Raw genomic sequence first — 17,897 nt, 5'->3', positions numbered from 1 at the left:
GCGGCGATCTCAGCGCGACATGGCCCGGATCAGGTCGGCCACCCGGACGATGCCGAGGCAGCGGCCGACCTCGTCCACCACGACCAGGTCGTCGTAGACGCGCTCGTCCTCCGCGCCGGCGGCCCGCAGCGCGGCGATCGCCGGGACGGTGCGCGGGACGGGCCGCGGCGGGTCGGCGAGCCGGGCGGCGGGCCGGCGCGCGTGCAGGGCGTGCCCGTAGGCGCCCGACAGCTGGAGCAGGAAGCGCGTCCGGTCGACGGTGAAGCTCGGCCGCTGCCGCTCGTCGACCAGGACGACGCTGGTGGCACCGGTCTCGGCGTTGAGCACGGTGAGCACCTCGCCGGCGGTCGCCGTCCGCGGCAGCGTCACCGCGGGGAGGGTGAACTCCGACACCCGGGGCCCGAGACCGGCGCCGGGCCGGGCCGGGGCCTCGCGCCCGCCGGTGACCGGGATGCTCACCGGCATTCCCGGGCGCCAGTCCGGCGGCGCGAGGGCGGGTCCCTGGACGAGCCGGACGCCGGTCTCGCGCAGGTGCAGAACCTGGTCGTGCGTCGTCATGCCCGGCGCGAGGACGCGGGTCTCCAGCCGGTGCGCCAGCTCGACGAGGCTCGCCACGAGCGCCGCGCGGCGCGGATCGCCGGCCGCCGTCCGGGCCAGCCCGGGATCGAGCTTGAGCAGGTAGGAGGCGCCGTCGACCAACAGGTCGAGCGGGGTGTGGGCGGAGCCGAGGCCGGACAGCCCGACGAGGTACCCGGCGCGGCGCAGCGCCGACAGCGCGGCGGCGAGGGCCGGGCGCCGCGCGGGCGGGAAGCCCCCGCCGACGCACAGGATGATCTCCTGCGGGCGCCGTCCGGTCTCCCCGAGTCCGCGGTGCAGCTCGCCGAGCAGGTCGGCGCCGCTCGCGAGGGACTCGGCGCGCAGCCCGATCTGCAGCGGCAGCGGGGTGCCCAGCTCGGCGGCCGCGCGCGCCGCCGCGACCGCGCGGCGCACGTCCCCGGACGCCGGGTCGGGCCGCACCGGGCCGCCGGACGGGCCGGACGGGGCGGCGTGCGCCTCCACGGCGACGACGGCGCCCGTGCCGAGGTCGACCACGGGGTGGAACACGGCCCGGGCCGGGACGAGCGCGTCGAGGGTGTCGGTGGAGGACACAGGCGCATCATGCCGCCCGCAGGCCGGCGAAACCGCAGTTGTCAGGAGAAGTTAACCCACTATTCCCGCAGCTCACCCGGCCGGACGGCGGCCGGTCACAGCCCGCGGCCGCCGGCGATCGCCGACAGCAGGTACGTCACGCCGGCGACGGCCGCCAGCCACACGTAGGCGGTGATGTCGGCGCCGCGCAGCGCCTGCACCACGAGGCCGCCGACGACCGCGACGGTCAGCACGTCGCCCGTCATGGCGGCGGCCCGCAGGTGCGCGCGGGCCCGGGTGCCCGACCCGAAACCCTCACTGAGCGGCAGCGCCGGCTCGTTGCGGCGGTAGGCGAGGTACGCCGCGTACCCGGCCAGCGAGGCCAGCGCGATGAGGGCCGTCCCGGACCGCCCGTCGGCGGCCAGCACGGCCCCGACCACCACACCGGCGCCCAGGACGAGCCCTGGGACGGCCCACCGGCTGAGACTGCGGCGTTCGGGAGCGATCCACATGTGCTCATCCTTCCCGATCGGCGCACCGGGCGGACCGGCAACGCGCCGGGCTGTATCTTCTCGCTTCGTGGCGCAATTTCGAATGAACGGCTCGAAGATGCTCGCCGTCGACATCGGCGGCGAGACGATCCGGGCGCTGAACGGCTCGATGGTGGCCTACGAGGGCCAGATGGCGTTCAAGCGGCAGGGCATGACGGGCGGCGAGGGCCTGCGCGGCGCCCTCAAGCGCAGGATCGCCGGCGAGGGCATGACCCTCATGGAGATCACCGGGCAGGGGACGGTCTACCTGGCGAGCGAGGCGACGGAGGTGACGCTCGTCCAGCTCACCGGCGACACCCTGTTCGTGGAGTCGGAGAGCCTGCTGGCGCTCGACGGGAACCTGAGCACGGGCGTGCAGTTCGTGGGGCTGCGGGGGATGGGCACCGGTCAGGGCCTCGCCACCACCAAGGTCGAGGGGCACGGGACGGTGGCGGTCCTGTCGCAGGGACCGGCCATCGCGCTGGAGGTGACGCCGCAGACGCCGCTGTGCGTCGACCCGCACGCCTACGTCTGCCACCACGGGCAGCTTCAGCAGGACGTGGTCACCGACGTGAACTGGCGGACGGTGATCGGTCAGGGATCGGGGGAGAGCGTGCAGTTCCGGTACCAGGGGCACGGGCTGGTCTACGTCCAGCCGGCCGAGCGCGGCGGGATTCTGGAGATCTGATGCCCGGCTACCAGTCGATCAACTCCAAGATGCTCCAGGTCCCGATCGGACCGGGGCAGGAGGTCTACAGCAAGCGCGGCGCCATGCTGGCCTACACCGGCCCGGTGTCGTTCGCCCCGACCGCCACGGCCGGGCAGGGCATCGGCGGCACGCTCGGGCGCGCCGTCGCCGGCGAGCACAGCGCGATGATGCACGTGACCGGCCAGGGCAGCGTCATGTTCGGCCACGGCGGGCTGCACGTGTCCGTCGTCGAGCTGAACGGCGCCGACACCCTCTACGCCGAGGCCGACCGGCTGCTGGTGCACGACGCGACCCTGCAGGTCGGCACCATGTTCATGGGCGAGCAGGGCGGCGTGCGCGGCATCGTGCGCGGCGCGGTCACCGGGCAGGGCCTGTTCACCACAACGCTCACCGGGCACGGCGCGTGCGCGCTGCTGTCGCACGGCGGCGTGATGGAGCTGCCGATCACCCCGCAGCGTCCCGTCCACGTCGACCCGCAGGCGTACGTGGCCCACCGCGGCCAGGTGCAGAACAAGCTCACCACGGCGGTGGGGCTGCGCGACCTGATCGGACGCGGCTCCGGCGAGGGCTTCCAGCTGGAGCTGAGCGGCTCCGGCGTCGTCTACGTCCAGGCCAGCGAGAGGAAGATCTGACCGTGAGCACGTTCGGGACGCAGACCTGGAACCCCACGACGCTGCCGTCCAACGACAACGTCAACCCCTACGCCTTCAGCGTCGACCTCAAGGGGCAGTGGTTCGCGCAGAAGGGCAAGATGATCGCCTACTACGGGCAGATCAAGTTCGAGGCGCTGTCGTCCGGCCCGCTGGACTCCCTCGTCGCGCACACCTTCAACTCCCCGCTGTACGCGCAGGACTGGATCGTCGCGCAGGGGCAGGGCAAGCTCGTCCTCGCCGACCGCGGGTTCGACGTCAACTCCTTCGACCTGGAGGAGGGCAACCTCACCGTCCGGGCGGGTAACCTGCTCGCCTTCGAGCCGGGCCTGGAGCTGAAGCAGTCGATCATCCCCGGGTTCCTGACCCTGATCGGCACGGGCCGGTTCGTCGCCGCCTCCAACGGTCCCGTGCACTTCGTCGAACCGCCGATCCGCGTCGACCCGCAGGCGCTGCTCGGCTGGGCCGACTGCCCGTCGCCGTGCCACCACTACGACCACTCCTACATGCGCGGCGCGTTCGGCGCCGCCCGGATGATCTTCGGGATCGGCGGCTCCTCCGGCGAGGAGCACCAGTTCGACTTCACCGGCCAGGGCACCGTGATGATGCAGTCGTCGGAGGTCGTGATGAACGAGGACGTCCTGCTGCGCGACCTCGAAGGCCAGATCGGGCTGGTCGGCGCGTCCGGCCTCCAGCGCCTCCAGCACACGATCACGCAGCGGCTCGCCTCCGAACGCCAGGGCTGATCCCGGGGGCCGGACGGAGCACGTCCGGCCCCCGGGACCACCGGATCAGGACTGCGGCTCCTGCGCGGGCTTCATCACGTGGAACGGGACCCCGAAGGGGTCGCGGACCGTCGCCGACCGCCCGTACGGGGTGTCCTGCGGCTCGGAGTCGACGGTGCCGCCGCCCGCGCGGACCCTGCGGGCCGCCTCGTCGGCGTCGTCGACCGCGAAATACGTCGTCCAGGACGAGGCGGGGTCGCCGCCGCCGCCGAGGACGATCCCGGATCCGCCGAGGATGCCGCCGACGTAGCGCCCGTCGCCCGCCCGCCGCAGGACGGTGTAGTCCATGTCGCCCGGCATCGGCTCCAGCTCGTAGCCGAACACCGCCTTGTAGAACTCCCCGGCCGCGGCCGAGTCGCGCGCGACGAGCTCGTTCCACACGTACGAGCCCGGGACGTTCACGATCCGCGAGCCGGGGTGGGAGCGGCCCTGCCACAGGCCGAAATGCGCTCCCTGCGGGTCGCGCAGGACCGCCATGCGGCCGAGGTCCATCACGTCCATGGACGGGACGACGACCTCCCCGCCCGCGTCGGTGGCCCGCTTGGCGAGCCCGTCGCAGTCGTCGGCGGCGAAGTAGACGTTCCACCAGTACACGTCCGGCTCGCCCTCGGGGTTCTGCATCATCCCGGCGACGGGCTCGCCGCGCAGGTTGCACATGTTGTAGTGCCCCGCCTCCGGTCCGGCGTCCTGGAACTGCCAGCCCAGGAGGGTCCCGTAGAACGTCCTGGCCCGGTCGAGATCGGGGACGCCGATGTCCAGCCAGTTGGGCGTCCCGTCCGGCGCGTTGCCTGTGACGTGGGTCATCCGACTCACACTCCTTCTGCTGGGGACCGTGGCCCCGGTGTCGTCCGCCGCACGCCGCCACCTCCCATCCTGGCCCCGCCCATCGCGTCTACACATCGGATCCGGGGGGCTCCGCGATGGCCGCGGCCGGTCCGGCTTCACGTACACTGGGCGAATGGTTCCGCTCCCGAACTGACAGGCCGCCCAGCGCGCCCCGGTCACAGGACCGCGCGGCGCGCTTCTTCGTGCCTGTCCACCGAGCCGTCCGTCAGGGGAGCCCTGTCACTGTGATCATCGCGAAAGACATCGAGCTGCGCGCCGGGTCCCGGCTGCTGATCGAGGCCGCCAGCTTCCGGGTCAACCCCGGCGACCGGGTCGGCTTCGTCGGCCGCAACGGCGCCGGCAAGACCACGCTCACCAAGGTCCTGGCGGGTGAGGCGCTGCCCGCGCAGGGCGCCGTGACGTCCTCCGGGACCATCGGCTACCTGCCGCAGGACCCCCGCGGCGTCGACCTGGACGAGCTGGCCCGCGACCGGATCCTGTCCGCCCGCGGGCTGGACGAGGTGATCCGCGAGCTGCGCGCCGCCGAGGAGGCGATGGCGACCGCGACCGGCACCGGGCGCGACAAGGCCGTCCGCCGGTACGGGCGGCTGGAGGAGCGCCTGCACGTCCTCGGCGGCTACAGCGCGGAGGCCGAGGCCGCCTCGATCGCCTCCAGCCTCGGCCTGCCGGACCGGGTGATGACCCAGCCGCTCGGCACGCTGTCGGGCGGCCAGCGGCGGCGCGTCGAGCTGGCCCGCATCCTGTTCTCGGGCGCCGACACACTGCTGCTGGACGAGCCCACCAACCACCTGGACGCCGACTCGGTCGTCTGGCTGCGCGACTTCCTGAAAGGCCACCAGGGCGGCCTCGTCGTCATCAGCCACGACGTGGAGCTGCTGGACGCGGTGGTCAACCGGGTGTTCCACCTGGACGCCAACCGCGGCGTGATCGACATCTACAACGTCGGCTGGAAGAAGTACCTCGACCAGCGGGAGACCGACGAGCGGCGCCGCAAGCGCGAGTCGGCGAACGCGCAGCGGCAGGCGTCGACGCTGCTGTCGCAGGCCGACAAGATGCGGGCCAAGGCCACCAAGGCCAAGGCGGCCCAGCAGATGGACCGGCGGGCCCGGCAGCTGCTGGCGGGCGTCGAGGGTGAGCGGCAGGCCGACAAGGTGGCCAAAATTCGCTTCCCGGACCCGGCACCTTGTGGCAAAACCCCCCTCACCGCGGAGGGTTTGTCGAAATCGTACGGATCTTTGGAGATATTCACCGACGTGGACCTGGCCATCGACCGCGGCAGCCGGGTCGTCATTCTGGGCCTGAACGGCGCCGGGAAAACGACGCTCCTGCGGCTGCTGGCGGGGGTCGACAAGGCCGACACCGGGTCGGTCGTGGCCGGGCACGGGCTGCGGATCGGCTACTACGCGCAGGAGCACGAGACGCTGGAGGTCGAGCGGTCCGTCCTGGAGAACATGCAGTCCGCCGCCCCCGGCATGGCGCCGGTCGAGGTCCGCAAGATCCTCGGCTCGTTCCTGTTCTCCGGCGACGACGTCGACAAGCCCGCGGGGGTGCTGTCCGGCGGCGAGAAGACCCGGCTGGCACTGGCGATGCTCGTGGTCTCCAGCGCCAACGTGCTGCTTCTGGACGAGCCCACCAACAACCTCGATCCGGCGAGCCGCGAGGAGATCCTCGCGGCTCTGCGGACGTTCGCCGGAGCGATCGTCCTGGTGACCCACGACGAGGGCGCGGTGGAGGCGCTCGCACCGGAAAGAGTGATTTTGCTCCCGGATGGTGTGGAAGACATCTGGAGTGACGAGTTTGCCGATCTGGTGGCCCTCGCGTGACCTGCGGAGTGACTTCCGCAGATCTTTTCTGGCCGAGTGGGTAGCCGAACCGGCGGGAATGACTGATCATGGCGGGGGATAACGCAGCGGTCACCACATCACTACGGGAGGTACTCGTGGCCGAGACCCTGAAGAAGGGCACCCGCGTGACCGGTGCCGAGCGCGACAAGCTGGCGTCGGACCTGAAGAAGAGGTACGACTCCGGCGAGAGCATCCGCGCCCTGGCAGCCGCCACCGGCCGCTCGTACGGTTTCATCCACCGGATTCTGACCGAGTCCGGCGTCAACCTGCGCGGTCGCGGTGGCGCGACCCGGGGCAAGAAGTCCTGACCGGACACCGGCCCCCGGATGAGCGCACCGCCTGACCCGGCGCCGCGACCGACCGAGTAAGGTTCGGTCGCGGCGGCGGACAGGATTGCGGGTCCCGCCTCGTGGACGGCGAGGCGGGACCCGAACGCTCATCGGAGGGAAGACCCATGGGGGACGCGACCACGGCCGGCAGGCCGGAAACGGCCACGGCGCCGGAGACGGCGGGGTCCGTCCCGCCGGGCCTCGACGAGGCGGGGCTGCGGCTGGACGTGGACGGCGCGGTCGCGACCGTCACCCTGAACCGGCCCGAGCGGCGCAACGCCATGACGTTCGCGACCTGGCGCGGGCTCGCCGCGATCGGGCGCTCCCTGCCCGCGGGCGTGCGCGTCGTCGTCCTGCGCGGGGAGGGACCCTCGTTCTCCGCGGGCATCGACCTCGGCATGTTCTCCGGCGGCGGAGGCGGCGAGGGGTTCACCGACGGCGCCGACGCCGAGGGCACCGACCGCTTCATCGCCGAGCTGCAGGAGGGCTACACCTGGCTGCGGCGCCCCGACATCGTCTCCGTCGCGGCGGTGCAGGGCCACGCCATCGGCGCCGGCTTCCAGCTCGCGCTGGCCTGCGACATCCGCGTGATCGCCGAGGACGCCAGGTTCTGCATGAAGGAGCCCGCGCTCGGGCTCGTTCCGGACCTGACCGGCACCAAGCCGCTGGTCGAGATCGTGGGGGTCGGGCGCGCCCTGGAGCTGTGCCTCACCGCCCGGACGGTGCTCGCCGACGAGGCGGCCCGGATCGGGCTCGCCGAGACCGTCGTCCCGCGCGACGGCCTCGACGGAGCCGTCCGCGACCTGGCGGACGCCCTGCTCGCGGTGAACCCGGGTGCGGCCGCCGCGACCAAGCGGCTGCTGTGGCAGGCCGCGGAGAACACCCTCGACGAGCAGTGCGCCGCCGAGCGCCGCGAGCAGATCGGCCGCCTCCGCGAGGTCTTCGGCTCATGAGCGGACGGGCCGGGGGAGAGGCGTCCCCCGCCCCCGGCCCGCCGCGCCGCGCTACTGGAGCGACTCCCGGCCGCCCCGCGCCAGCGGCAGCAGCACCCTGCTGACGCCCGGCCGCACGCCGACCTTCGTCCCCGCCGGGTAGCGGAGCGTGTAGTCGTGGTCGGTGGACAGCAGGATCACGCCGAGCCGGTGCCCGGCCTTCACCGTGTAGTCGGCCGGTTCGAGGTCCCACCGGAAGGTGTAGGTCCGCCCGGCCTCGATCGGCTCGGTCCGGGCGAAGCCGTGCCGGTTCCGCGCGTCCAGCCACCCCCGCGTGATGATCTTGTAGGGGGCGGTCTCGGTGTGCAGCGCCTGCCGGATCGTGCAGCCGGAGTCGCCCGGCACGCTCTGGCCGTAGCAGACCTGCTCGCCGGTGTTGACCCGCGCGCCCGTGGGACGGGTGTCGGTGCCGTAGTCGACCAGCAGTGCCGTCAGGTACGGCGACCGGCCGTCGAGGGAGGCCCGCAGCGACATCGAGGGGATGCCGTCCACCCGGACGGGCCTCGCCAGCGGCCCGGTCAGGTAGGCGAGCCGGTTCGGGTCCGCCTGGTCCTCGCCCACGAGGAGCTGCTCGGCCGTGCGGGTCTTGCCCGCGTCCGTGAACGACTGCGCCGCGCCTGACCGGGGCCTGAGGCCGAGGGCGCCCGGCTGCCCGGCCGGTCCCGCGTTGAGGCTGACCGGGACGGTGCGCGTGCCGGGGACGGGCCAGTCCGTCGCCGTCTCCCACGTCCCATCCGCGTGCTGGACGTCCACGCGCGGCTCGCGCTCGATCCCGTTGCGGACGCCGTACAGGTAGCGGTCGAACCAGTGCAGCGTCTGGCGCAGCCATTCCTCGACCCGCCAGCGGAACGGCGTGGAGTGGTTGCCCTGGTGGAGCCACAGCTTGCGCGGGACGCCCGCTTCCTTCAGCGCGTTCCACCACTGCACGGAGTTTTTGATCTTGACGTTCCAGTCGTTGAGCCCGTGCACCACCATGACGGCGGCGCGCACCCTCCGCGCCTGGCCGACGTAGTCGCGCTCGGCCCACACCTTGGAGTAGTCGCCGGTCTCGCGGTCCTGGGCCGCCTCGATGCCGTCGATGATCTTCGCGCAGACCTCGGGGTCCTTCCGGGTCAGCACGGCCTTGGCCAGGACGTCCAGGTCCTCGCCCTGGTAGCCGCCGGGCGCGACCACGCCGCCGCCCGCGCGGTAGTAGTCGTACCAGCTGGAGATGCCGGCGATCGGGACGATGGCCTTCAGTCCCTCGACTCCGGTGGCGGCGGCCATGTTGGGGAGCGTCCCGTCGTAGGACTGGCCGATCATGCCGACGTTCCCGGTGGACCAGGTCGCCTTCACCGGCGCGCCGTCCGGAGCCCAGCCCCGGGCCCGCCCGTTCAGCCAGTCCACGGCGGCCTTCGCGCCCGCCTGCTCGCTGCGGTCCCCGGAGGTCGGGCAGCCGGTCGAGCCGCCCGTCCCGATGCTGTCCAGGTCGGCGACGGCGTAGCCGCGCGGCAGGAAGTAGTTGTCGTAGTAGCCGGGGAAGATCTCGGCCAGGTCGCGCCGCGAGGAGGTGAGCGACCGGGCGCCGGCGTCGCCGATGTCGACCGGGTGGTTCGGGACGTCGTTGATCCCGGCCCAGTACGGGCTCGGCTCCAGGATCGTCGGGACCTTGAGCCCGGCGCCGTCGGTCTCCCTCGGGCGCATGATCCGCAACTGCACGCGGTCCCGCACGCCGTCGCGGTCGCTGTCGGCCGTGGTCTCGATGTTCACGGTCTGGGTGACGGCGTCGGCGCGGGAGAACACCGGCTGCGTCTCCCCGTTCTTCACCGTGACCTGAGGGGCGCCCGGCGGCCGGGGCGCGGACCTGGCGGGTCCGGCCGCCGCGGCGGGCAGCGCGGTGGCGGCGGCGAGCGCGGCGGTGAGGGTGATCACGCCGGCGCCGCCGGTGAGGCGTCGTCGTCTCATGGGGGCTCCTGGGGGTGTGAGCCTGGAAGTGGAGATCACGGTTACACCGCCGCGAGCGGGTTGTCCAGAGGCGTGTTACGCCGTGAGCGGAGCCGGGAAGACGGGCGGGCGGGGGCGCGTTGTGCCCGCCGGATACTGAGATGCTTACTTGATTACGTACTTGATACGTCCAGGCTCTACCGGAGGCGCTCGTGGGAATGCCGGGAATGTCGGGCAACGGCTGGCAGGTGATGGCGTCCTTCCGCAAGGACAGCTCCGTCACCCGGCAGAAGCTGGCGCCCGGCACCGTGGGGCGGATCGCGGGCTACGCCCGGCCCTACGTCCGCGAGCTGGCGGTCTTCCTCACGTTGAACTCGCTGGCCGCGGTGATCGTCGTCGCCAACCCGCTGCTGCTCAAGGGGATCATCGACCGCGGCATCGTGCCGGGCCGGTCGAGCGTCGTGATCTGGCTCGCGGGCGCCGTCGCCGGGCTCGCCCTGGTGGAGGCCGTGCTCGGCCTCGCGCAGCGCTGGTACTCGGCGCGCATCGGCGAGGGGCTCATCTACGACCTGCGCAGCCAGGTGTTCGCGCACGTCCAGCGGCAGCCCGTCGCGTTCTTCATGCGGGCGCAGACGGGTTCGCTCGTCAGCCGCCTCAACAACGACGTCATCGGCGCGCAGCGCGCCCTCACCACCACCCTGTCGTCGGTGGTGTCCAACGTGATCAGCCTGGTCCTGGTGCTGGTGACGATGCTCATCCTGTCCTGGCAGGTCACGGTGATCGCGCTGCTGCTGCTCCCGATCTTCATCCTGCCGGCCAAGTGGGTCGGCAAGCGGCTCCAGCGGGTCAGCCGCGAGCAGATGGTGCTGGACGCCGAGATGGGCTCGCTGATGACCGAGCGGTTCAACGTCGCCGGGGCCATGCTCGCCAAGCTCTACGGGCGGCCCGCCGAGGAGGAGGAGAACTTCTCCGGCCGCGCCGCCCGCGTCCGCGACGTCGGCATCGTCGCCGCCATGTACGGGCGGGTCTTCTTCACCGCGCTGACCCTGGTCGCCGCGCTGGCCACCGCCATGGTCTACGGCGTCGGCGGCTACCTGGTGGTGGACGGCACCTTCGAGCTCGGCACGCTCGTCGCGCTGGCCACCCTGCTGACCCGGATGTACGGGCCGCTGACCGCGCTGTCCAACGTGCACGTGGACGTGATGACCGCGCTCGTCAGCTTCGACCGCGTGTTCGAGGTGCTCGACCTGAAGCCGCTGGTCCGCGATCGCGAGGACGCCCGGAAGCTGGGCGAGGCCCGCACGCCGTCCGGCAACGGCTCGGGCCCGGCGCTCGCGAAGGCGCCGTCGATCGAGTTCGACCACGTCCGGTTCGCCTACCCGTCGGGGGACGAGGTGTCGCTGGCCTCGCTGGAGTCGATCGCCCGCATCGACACCGCGCCCGGCCGCGAGGTGCTGCACGACGTCGACTTCGCCGCCGCGCCGGGGCAGCTGGTCGCGCTCGTCGGACCGTCCGGCGCGGGCAAGTCGACGATCACGCATCTGGTGTCGCGGCTCTACGACGTGTCCGCCGGCGCGGTCCGGATCGGCGGCGTCGACGTCCGCGACGTCACGCTCGAATCGCTGCGCGCCGAGATCGGCGTCGTCAGCCAGGACGCCCACCTGTTCCACGACTCGATCCGCGAGAACATGCGCTACGCCCGTCCGGACGCCTCCGACGAGGAGATCCTCGCCGCACTGGAGGCCGCGCACATCGGCGGGCTCGTCGCCGACATGCCCGAGGGCCTGGACACCGTCGTCGGCGATCGCGGCTACCGGCTGTCGGGCGGGGAGAAGCAGCGGCTCGCGATCGCCCGGCTGCTGCTCAAGGCGCCGTCGGTGGTCGTGCTGGACGAGGCGACCGCGCACCTGGACTCCGAGTCCGAGGCGGCCGTCCAGCGGGCCCTGCGCACCGCCCTCGCGGGGCGGACGTCGCTGGTGATCGCGCACCGGCTGTCCACGATCCGGGAGGCCGACCAGATCCTGGTGATCGACGGCGGCCGGGTCGCCGAGCGCGGTCGCCACGAGGAGCTGCTGCTGGAGGGCGGCCTGTACGCCGAGCTCTACCGCACGCAGTTCTCGCACCAGCGTGACCCGGACCCGGCGGGCGAGCGGCGGGCCGAGCCGCTGGGGGCCGAGCCGCTGGGGGCCGAGTAGCGGCCGTTCAGGTCTCGGAGCCGAGCGGGTAGCCGAGGCGCAGCAGCTCCGTCCCCGCGATCTTCTCGACCTGGGCGGCCTGCCGCGGGGTGAGGCGCTCGCGCCACACCCCGACGCCCGGCTCGGCGGCGTCCCGCGCCCCGGCACGCACCAGTCCCGAGAACGCCGACTTCGACAGCGGCGCGTCCAGGTACTCCGACAGCTCGGCGCCGACGCGGCGCGGCCGGGCCACCAGTTCCTCGTAGCGAATCGTGACCAGCTGCTCCTCGGGAACCTGGAGGCGGAGTTTCGCGCTCAACCGCACGGACCCCCGCCACCGCAGGGCGCACTTCACGGCGGTCGCCGCGCGCGGCCACCGGCTCCGGTCCGTGTGGTCCTCGACGCCGAAGAACGGGTTGGGGAACACCGTGTCGAGGTTGGCCAGACCCGGCTTGAACCAGGCCAGGCAGCGCTCGTCGGCCAGCATGTCGGCGACCACGTCCCGGCCGTCCCGGATCACCTGGACGAGCTGGGCGTCGGGGAAGGCGTCCAGCAGCACGTCGGCGCTGTAGATCAGGTCGGGGGAGGCGTCGGCGTACCGGGCGAGCCCCTGCGCCCGCACGCACGGGCCGGGCGCCTCGGAGCCGGGCGCGGGCCCCTCCGTCCGGCCGGGCGGGCGCGGCGGCAGCCCGCCCATCTCGCGGCACTCGTCCGGGCACTCCCCGCAGGCCCGCGCCGACACCTGCCACGCCTGCGCGTAGGCGTCCCGCAGCACGCGTGCGGCGCCCTCCCCGCGCTCGGCGATCGAGGGCTGCCGGGCGAACGCGTAGGTGACGCGCAGGACGTCCGGCCGGCCGGTGGTCAGGTGGAAGCCGGGTGAGCGCTTGACCGCGCGCGCCAGCAGCTCCGCACCCGAGTGCGGCGCGCCCAGGATGAACACCGGGCGGCGGACCTTGGTGCCGTTGATCACCAGGATGTGCGGCGTCGACCTCATAACCGGGCCAAGTTTGTCACCTTTTGAGGGCCGGTCGGTCCGTGACCCTCCGTAAGGGCCCGCCCGATACCCATCCGTTAACCGGAGCGGCCCGTCCCGTCGCCGGGACGCGCGGTGCGGCGCTGGACCTACCATGGTGCGGTGGACGCTCCCATCACGCTGGCCCGCCTCCTGCCGGAGGCCGAGGCGATCACGGTGCTCACCGGCGCCGGCATCTCCACCGACAGCGGGATCCCCGACTTCCGCGGCCCGAACGGCGTCTGGACGCGCGACCCGTCGGCGGAGGCGATGTCCACGATCGGCTCCTACCTCGCCGACCCCGAGGTGCGGCGCCGCGCCTGGCGGGCCCGGCGCGACGCCCCCGTCTGGGAGGCCGAGCCCAACGCCGCGCACGCCGCGCTGGTCGAGCTGGAGCGGGCGGGACGGCTCCGCGCCCTGATCACCCAGAACATCGACGGCCTGCACCAGCGGGCCGGATCCACCGACGGCGCCGTCATCGAGATCCACGGGACCGCGCGCGAGGCCGTGTGCCTGTCCTGCGAGCTGCGCACCCCGATGCAGGAGATCATCGCGCGCGTGGAGGCCGGGGAGGCCGACCCGCCCTGCGCCGAGTGCGGGGGCATCCAGAAGTCCGCGACGATCTCCTTCGGCCAGGCCCTCGACCAGCACGTCCTGGACGCGGCGATCACCGCCGCGCGGTCCTGCGACCTGTTCCTGGCCGTCGGCACCTCGCTCACGGTGCAGCCCGCCGCCGGGCTGTGCCTGGAGGCGGTCGACCACGGTGCCCGCCTGGTGATCATCAACGCGGAGGAGACGCCCTACGATGGGCTGGCCGACGCGGTGCTGCGCCGGCCGATCGGCGAGACGCTGCCGCGGCTCGCCGGCCTCGCGCTCGGCACGGGGCGATGATCTGTTGGCGGGTCGTGACCGGTCGCCCCTTCCACTGGCGTCCGGATCCTGACAAGCTCTATCCGTCGCGGTGCGAGGAGGGATCGGGTTGAACAGCGGGGGCGCCCGCGCGGTGGCGACCCACGGGTCGCCGGACGCGCCCGCCGTCGGCACGCCCGGCGGTGCGGAGCGTGCGCGCAAGGCCCGCAGGTACGCGCGGTTGCGGCCCGGCGACCGCGTCGCGGTGGTCGCGCCCAGCGGCCCCGCCGAGCCCGCCCGGCTGGAGGCGGGCTGCGCCGTCCTGCGCGATCTCGGCCTTGACGTCGTGGTCGGCAAGCACGCCCTCGACCGTGTCAACCTGGGCGCGGCGGGACCTGTGCGCGGCGACTGGCACCGGCTGGCCGGCACCGACGCCGACCGCGCCGCCGACCTCCAGGCCGCCTGGTGCGACCCGCGGGTCCGCGCCGTGGTCTGCGCGCGGGGCGGCTACGGCGCCACCCGCGTCCTCGACCGTCTCGACTGGGACGCCCTGCGCGCCGCCACCGAGGCGTCCGTCGCCTCCGGCGGCGGGCCGAAGATCCTGCACGGCTCCAGCGACATCACCGCGCTGCACGGCGCCTTTGGAACGCGCCTGCGGCTCACGACGTCCTTCGGCCCCATGCCCGCCGGAGTGATCGCCGACCTCGACCCGGCGGCGCCGGACGCCTCCCTGGAGGCCCTGCGCACCGCCCTGTTCGGTGGCGCCGCCCCGTCGCCCACCCTGCTGCCCGGCACGCGCACACTGCGGCCCGGGCGCGCGGAGGGCCCGCTGACCGGCGGCACCCTCTCGCTCCTGGCGGCCGTGCTCGGCACCGCGTACGCCCCGCCGCCCGCCGCGGGGCGCATCGTCTTCCTGGAGGACGTGACCGAGGCCCCCTACCGGATCGACCGGATGCTCGTCCAACTGCTCCAGGCCGGCTGGTTCGACGGCGCCGCCGGGTTCGCGCTCGGCTCCTGGAAGGACTGCGGCGACCCCGCCGAGCTCGACGCGGTGTTCGCCGCGCGGCTCGGCCCGCTCGGCGTCCCGATCCTCGCCGGCGTCCCGGCCGGGCACGGGCCGCGCCAGCACACCCTGGAACTCGGCGCCCCCGCCGTTCTACACGCCCCGGCCCCGCCGGGCCACGACCCCGCACATCCGCACCCCGCCGTGCCGGACACCGGCGCGCTCACCCTCGAAGCGCCCCCGGGAGGTGCGCGATGAGCGGCCGCCACGCCCGTCCCGATCCATGGGACGACGGGACCCTCGACTCCTTGCTCGTCCTCGTGGCCGAGAGCCTCGGCTACCGGTGCAGCCGCGTGCCCGGCGAGGTCATGCTGCTGGAGGGCGCCAACAGGCTGCACGTCAGCCTGCGCGACCTGCGGCAGCTCGCGCGGCTCGTGCCGCGCGACGACTGGCCCGCGCTGGTCTCCGACCACGTCACCACGATCGTCACCGCGATCGAGGAGCCGCTGGACCTCAGCGACTTCGACCTCGCCCAGCATCTGCTGCGCACCCGCATCTACCCGGCGGAGGCCGACAACGGGGTGCTCGCCGCCCGGCCGTTCGCACCCGGTCTGATCGAGGTGGTGGTGGTCGACACCCCCACCACCGTCCGCACCGTCACCACCGAGGAGATGGGCGGCTGGCCGGTGTCGGGCGACGCGCTGTTCATGCTCGGCCGCGCGAACGTCCGCGCCGACGGCCCGCTCCAGCTGGACGAGCAGGACCTCGGCGGCGTCCGCGTCTCGGTCCTGCACGGATGGACCTTCTACGCCGTCACCCACCTGGCGTGGCTGGAGGAGTACCTGCCGATCGGCCCGTACGGCGCGCTGGTCATCGCGCCCAACCGGAGCCTCATCGTCGCCCACCCGCTCCGGATCGCCGAAGGCCACCCGAGGGCGCGCTACCGCGAGGCCGTGGCGGCGGCGACCGAGCTCCAGGCGCAGGCGCACCGCGCCTACGAGGAGGGCCCCGGCTCGCTCAGCCCGTACCTGTACTGGTGGCGCGCCGGCGAGCTGACCTTCCTGGAGACCCGCTACGAGGGCGACACCATGGTCCTGCCGGAGGAGTTCGCCTCCGTGCTCGCCACGCTGGCGGCGGAGCGCTGATGAAGGTCGTCGTCGCCCCCGACTCGTTCAAGGGCAGCCTGTCCGCCGCGCAGGTGTGCGCCGCCGTAGCGGCGGGCGTCCGGCGCGCCGCGCCCGACGCGCAGGTGGCCGCCGTGCCGATGGCCGACGGCGGCGAGGGCACCCTCGACTGCTTCCTCAGCGCCCGCGGCGGCGACGCGGTCGAGGTCGCCGCCACCGACCCGGTGGGGCGCCCGGTCAAGGCGCGCTACGCGCTGTCCGGCGACGGGCGCTCGGCGGTGGTGGAGCTGGCCGCGGCGTCCGGGCTTCCGCTGGTCGAGGACGTCCCGCCCGACCCGATGAACGCCGCGACCACCGGCACCGGCGAGCTGATCGCCGACGCGGTGCGGCGCGGCGCACGCGACGTGCTGGTCTGCATCGGCGGCAGCGCCAGCACCGACGGCGGAGCCGGGCTGCTGCGCGCCCTCGGCGTGCGGTTCCTGGACGCCGCGGGCGGGGAGCTGCCGCCGGGCGGCGCCGCGCTCGCCCGCCTGGCGTCGATCGACGACTCCGGCGTACCGGAGGAGGTCCGCGCGACCCGGTTCCGGGTGGCCTGCGACGTGACCAACCCGCTCGTCGGGCCGGACGGCGCCGCCGCCGTGTTCGGCCCGCAGAAGGGCGCGTCCCCCGGCCAGGTCGCCGAGCTGGACGCCGCCCTCGCCGTCTTCGCCGACGCGGTCGCCGCGCGGGGAGGCCCCCGCGTGCACGACCTGCCCGGGGCGGGCGCGGCCGGAGGCACCTGCGGCGGGCTCGTCGGCCTGCTCGGCGCCGCGCCGTCCGGGGGAGCCCTCCTGGTCGCCGAGGCCGTCGGCCTGCCCGCCGCGCTCGACGGCGCCGACCTCGTCGTCACGGGGGAGGGCCGCGTGGACGGGCAGAGCGCCGGCGGCAAGGTGGTGTCCGCGGTCGCGGCGCTCGCCCGGGACCGCGGCGTCCCGTGCGTCGCCCTGGCCGGCGGCGTCGCCGGCCCGCTGGAGGAGCTGCACGCGCTCGGCCTGACCGCCGCGTTCAGCCTCGCCGACGGCCCCCGCACCCTGGAGGAGCTGAAGGCGGGCGCAGCGCCCCTGCTCGCCGCCGTCGCCGAGCAGGCGGTCCGCCTGTTCCGCCGCTAGGCTGTGTTTCAAAGTCCCGGCCCACTTCGCTCGCCTGGCGGCTCGCTACATGACGGGGCCTGGGCGAACGCGGCATCGCTTCGCGATCAGCCCGGTTTCGCTCGCCTCCGGCTTCGCTGCACCGGGCAGGTCACGCGTTCGCGCGCGTGCCCGAGGCCACCTCGAGACAGGCCCTAGCAGACGCCGGCGGGCTCGGGCTCGGGCTCGGGTTCGGGCGCGGGCGCGGGCGTGCGGGCCCGGACGGTCAGCCGGGGCAGCAGGACGTGGGTCAGCGGCCCGATCGCCACGGCGTAGAGGACCGTTCCAACGCCGACGGTGCCGCCCAGCAGCCAGCCGACCGCCAGCACGCCCAGCTCGATCGCCGTCCGGACCACCCGGATCGAGTGGCCGCGCGCCGCGAGCCCGGTCATCAGCCCGTCCCGGGGGCCCGGGCCCAGGCCGGCGCCGATGTAGCAGCCGGTGGCGAAGCCGCCCACGAGCACGGCGGCGATCAGATAGGCCCAGCGGCCGGCGAGCGCGTCCGGAGCGGGCAGCAGCCACAGGAACAGGTCGGCGAAGACGCCGATGAGGACGACGTTGCTGACGGTCCCGATGCCGGGCCGCTGCCGCATCGGGATCCACGCGAGCATCACGACCGCGCCCGTGATGATGATCCAGGCGCCCATCGACAGGCCGAAGCGCCGCGAGAGCCCCTGGTGGAAGACGTCCCAGGGGTCGTTGCCGAGGCCGGACGACACCTGGAGGGCGATCCCGAGCCCGTACAAGGCCAATCCAATGTAGAGCTGCACCAGGCGGCGCGTCATCAAGGCCATTTCAAGCTTCCGATCCACTGGCGGCCATCGTTGCGGACC

Annotated in this window: 17 protein-coding genes; 11 read left to right on the top strand and 6 right to left on the bottom strand. The window is 73.7% G+C overall.

Annotated elements, in window-relative coordinates; all coding sequences use genetic code 11:
* Positions 1–9 precede the first annotated feature (9 nt).
* Both BJ999_RS23170 and BJ999_RS23165 read right to left on the bottom strand, forming a co-directional pair.
* The gene (locus BJ999_RS23170; protein ID WP_229810303.1) at positions 10–1,149 is read right to left on the bottom strand and encodes an EAL domain-containing protein; all 1,140 of its coding nucleotides are present in this window, start codon (positions 1,147–1,149) and stop codon (positions 10–12) included.
* Positions 1,150–1,244: 95 nt separating this feature from the next.
* Positions 1,245–1,640, bottom strand: a complete 396-nt coding sequence (locus tag BJ999_RS23165; protein ID WP_179835230.1) for an ABC transporter permease — start codon at positions 1,638–1,640, stop codon at positions 1,245–1,247.
* Positions 1,641–1,707: 67 nt separating this feature from the next.
* Here BJ999_RS23165 and BJ999_RS23160 point away from each other — a divergent pair, with 67 nt between their 5' ends.
* The 3 genes from BJ999_RS23160 to BJ999_RS23150 are packed head-to-tail and all read left to right on the top strand — an operon-like array spanning position 1,708 to position 3,763.
* Positions 1,708–2,346 (top strand): AIM24 family protein, encoded by a 639-nt coding sequence (locus BJ999_RS23160; protein ID WP_229810304.1) that lies wholly within the window; start codon positions 1,708–1,710, stop codon positions 2,344–2,346.
* On the top strand, positions 2,346–2,999 hold the full coding sequence (locus BJ999_RS23155; protein ID WP_141586133.1) for an AIM24 family protein: 654 nt from the start codon (positions 2,346–2,348) through the stop codon (positions 2,997–2,999). Before BJ999_RS23160 ends, BJ999_RS23155 begins: the two co-directional genes overlap by 1 nt.
* Positions 3,000–3,001: 2 nt before the next feature.
* Positions 3,002–3,763, top strand: coding sequence for an AIM24 family protein (locus BJ999_RS23150; protein WP_179835229.1), 762 nt, complete (start codon positions 3,002–3,004; stop codon positions 3,761–3,763).
* A gap of 45 nt (positions 3,764–3,808) precedes the next feature.
* On the opposite strand, the gene BJ999_RS23145 is transcribed toward BJ999_RS23150, so the two are convergent.
* Positions 3,809–4,606 (bottom strand): VOC family protein, encoded by a 798-nt coding sequence (locus BJ999_RS23145; protein WP_179835228.1) that lies wholly within the window; start codon positions 4,604–4,606, stop codon positions 3,809–3,811.
* Between the two features lie 266 nt (positions 4,607–4,872).
* Here BJ999_RS23145 and BJ999_RS23140 point away from each other — a divergent pair, with 266 nt between their 5' ends.
* The 3 genes from BJ999_RS23140 to BJ999_RS23130 all read left to right on the top strand — a co-directional run bounded on the left by BJ999_RS23140 (position 4,873) and on the right by BJ999_RS23130 (position 7,774).
* Positions 4,873–6,471 (top strand): ABC-F family ATP-binding cassette domain-containing protein, encoded by a 1,599-nt coding sequence (locus BJ999_RS23140; protein ID WP_179835227.1) that lies wholly within the window; start codon positions 4,873–4,875, stop codon positions 6,469–6,471.
* A gap of 116 nt (positions 6,472–6,587) precedes the next feature.
* A complete protein-coding gene (locus BJ999_RS23135; protein ID WP_067886945.1) occupies positions 6,588–6,800 on the top strand; it encodes a helix-turn-helix domain-containing protein in 213 nt (70 codons plus the stop codon).
* 146 nt (positions 6,801–6,946) lie between these two features.
* Positions 6,947–7,774, top strand: coding sequence for an enoyl-CoA hydratase/isomerase family protein (locus BJ999_RS23130; RefSeq protein ID WP_179835226.1), 828 nt, complete (start codon positions 6,947–6,949; stop codon positions 7,772–7,774).
* A 51-nt stretch (positions 7,775–7,825) separates the two neighbouring features.
* Here the strand turns inward: BJ999_RS23130 and BJ999_RS23125 are convergent, their stop codons facing one another.
* Positions 7,826–9,757: a Xaa-Pro dipeptidyl-peptidase gene (locus tag BJ999_RS23125; protein ID WP_179835225.1), complete on the bottom strand. Its 1,932-nt coding sequence runs from the start codon at positions 9,755–9,757 to the stop codon at positions 7,826–7,828.
* A gap of 197 nt (positions 9,758–9,954) precedes the next feature.
* Between BJ999_RS23125 and BJ999_RS23120 the strand changes: the two genes are divergently transcribed.
* Positions 9,955–11,931, top strand: coding sequence for an ABC transporter ATP-binding protein (locus tag BJ999_RS23120; RefSeq protein ID WP_373292743.1), 1,977 nt, complete (start codon positions 9,955–9,957; stop codon positions 11,929–11,931).
* Positions 11,932–11,938: 7 nt separating this feature from the next.
* Here BJ999_RS23120 and BJ999_RS23115 read toward each other — a convergent pair whose 3' ends face one another.
* Complete coding sequence (locus tag BJ999_RS23115; protein ID WP_179835224.1) at positions 11,939–12,904, bottom strand: sulfotransferase family protein; 966 nt, start codon at positions 12,902–12,904, stop codon at positions 11,939–11,941.
* 141 nt (positions 12,905–13,045) lie between these two features.
* On the opposite strand from BJ999_RS23115, the gene BJ999_RS23110 reads away from it, so the two are divergent.
* From BJ999_RS23110 to BJ999_RS23095, 4 genes are all read left to right on the top strand, one after another.
* Positions 13,046–13,813 carry an SIR2 family NAD-dependent protein deacylase gene (locus tag BJ999_RS23110; RefSeq protein ID WP_179835223.1) on the top strand — a complete coding sequence of 256 codons (768 nt, stop codon included), beginning with the start codon at positions 13,046–13,048 and terminating at the stop codon, positions 13,811–13,813.
* 88 nt (positions 13,814–13,901) lie between these two features.
* The gene (locus BJ999_RS23105; RefSeq protein ID WP_229810305.1) at positions 13,902–15,032 is read left to right on the top strand and encodes a S66 peptidase family protein; all 1,131 of its coding nucleotides are present in this window, start codon (positions 13,902–13,904) and stop codon (positions 15,030–15,032) included.
* Positions 15,029–15,919 carry a hypothetical protein gene (locus BJ999_RS23100; RefSeq protein WP_179835222.1) on the top strand — a complete coding sequence of 297 codons (891 nt, stop codon included), beginning with the start codon at positions 15,029–15,031 and terminating at the stop codon, positions 15,917–15,919. The genes BJ999_RS23105 and BJ999_RS23100 overlap by 4 nt, the downstream gene beginning before the upstream one ends.
* Positions 15,919–17,046 (top strand): glycerate kinase, encoded by a 1,128-nt coding sequence (locus BJ999_RS23095; RefSeq protein WP_179835221.1) that lies wholly within the window; start codon positions 15,919–15,921, stop codon positions 17,044–17,046. The genes BJ999_RS23100 and BJ999_RS23095 overlap by 1 nt, the downstream gene beginning before the upstream one ends.
* Before the next feature lie 173 nt (positions 17,047–17,219).
* Here the strand turns inward: BJ999_RS23095 and yczE are convergent, their stop codons facing one another.
* Complete coding sequence (yczE, locus tag BJ999_RS23090) at positions 17,220–17,858, bottom strand: membrane protein YczE (RefSeq protein WP_229810306.1); 639 nt, start codon at positions 17,856–17,858, stop codon at positions 17,220–17,222.
* Positions 17,859–17,897: the final 39 nt, after the last annotated feature.

Origin of the sequence: Actinomadura citrea, from assembly GCF_013409045.1 — a bacterium.
Taxonomy (GTDB): Bacteria; Actinomycetota; Actinomycetes; order Streptosporangiales; family Streptosporangiaceae; genus Spirillospora; species Spirillospora citrea.
Note: the sequence above shows the minus strand (reverse complement) of the source record. Positions and strands in the feature narration are given on the sequence as shown.

Bases quoted from the DNA above. Each gene is read 5' to 3' on its own strand.
- BJ999_RS23165 (WP_179835230.1), bottom strand. From the start codon at position 1,640: ATGTGGATCGCTCCCGAACGCCGCAGTCTCAGCCGGTGGGCCGTCCCA.
- BJ999_RS23155 (WP_141586133.1), top strand. From the start codon at position 2,346: ATGCCCGGCTACCAGTCGATCAACTCCAAGATGCTCCAGGTCCCGATC.
- BJ999_RS23145 (WP_179835228.1), bottom strand. From the start codon at position 4,606: ATGACCCACGTCACAGGCAACGCGCCGGACGGGACGCCCAACTGGCTG.
- BJ999_RS23130 (WP_179835226.1), top strand. From the start codon at position 6,947: ATGGGGGACGCGACCACGGCCGGCAGGCCGGAAACGGCCACGGCGCCG.
- BJ999_RS23125 (WP_179835225.1), bottom strand. From the start codon at position 9,757: ATGAGACGACGACGCCTCACCGGCGGCGCCGGCGTGATCACCCTCACC.
- BJ999_RS23120 (WP_373292743.1), top strand. From the start codon at position 9,955: ATGCCGGGAATGTCGGGCAACGGCTGGCAGGTGATGGCGTCCTTCCGC.
- BJ999_RS23115 (WP_179835224.1), bottom strand. From the start codon at position 12,904: ATGAGGTCGACGCCGCACATCCTGGTGATCAACGGCACCAAGGTCCGC.
- BJ999_RS23100 (WP_179835222.1), top strand. From the start codon at position 15,029: ATGAGCGGCCGCCACGCCCGTCCCGATCCATGGGACGACGGGACCCTC.
- BJ999_RS23095 (WP_179835221.1), top strand. From the start codon at position 15,919: ATGAAGGTCGTCGTCGCCCCCGACTCGTTCAAGGGCAGCCTGTCCGCC.
- yczE (WP_229810306.1), bottom strand. From the start codon at position 17,858: ATGGCCTTGATGACGCGCCGCCTGGTGCAGCTCTACATTGGATTGGCC.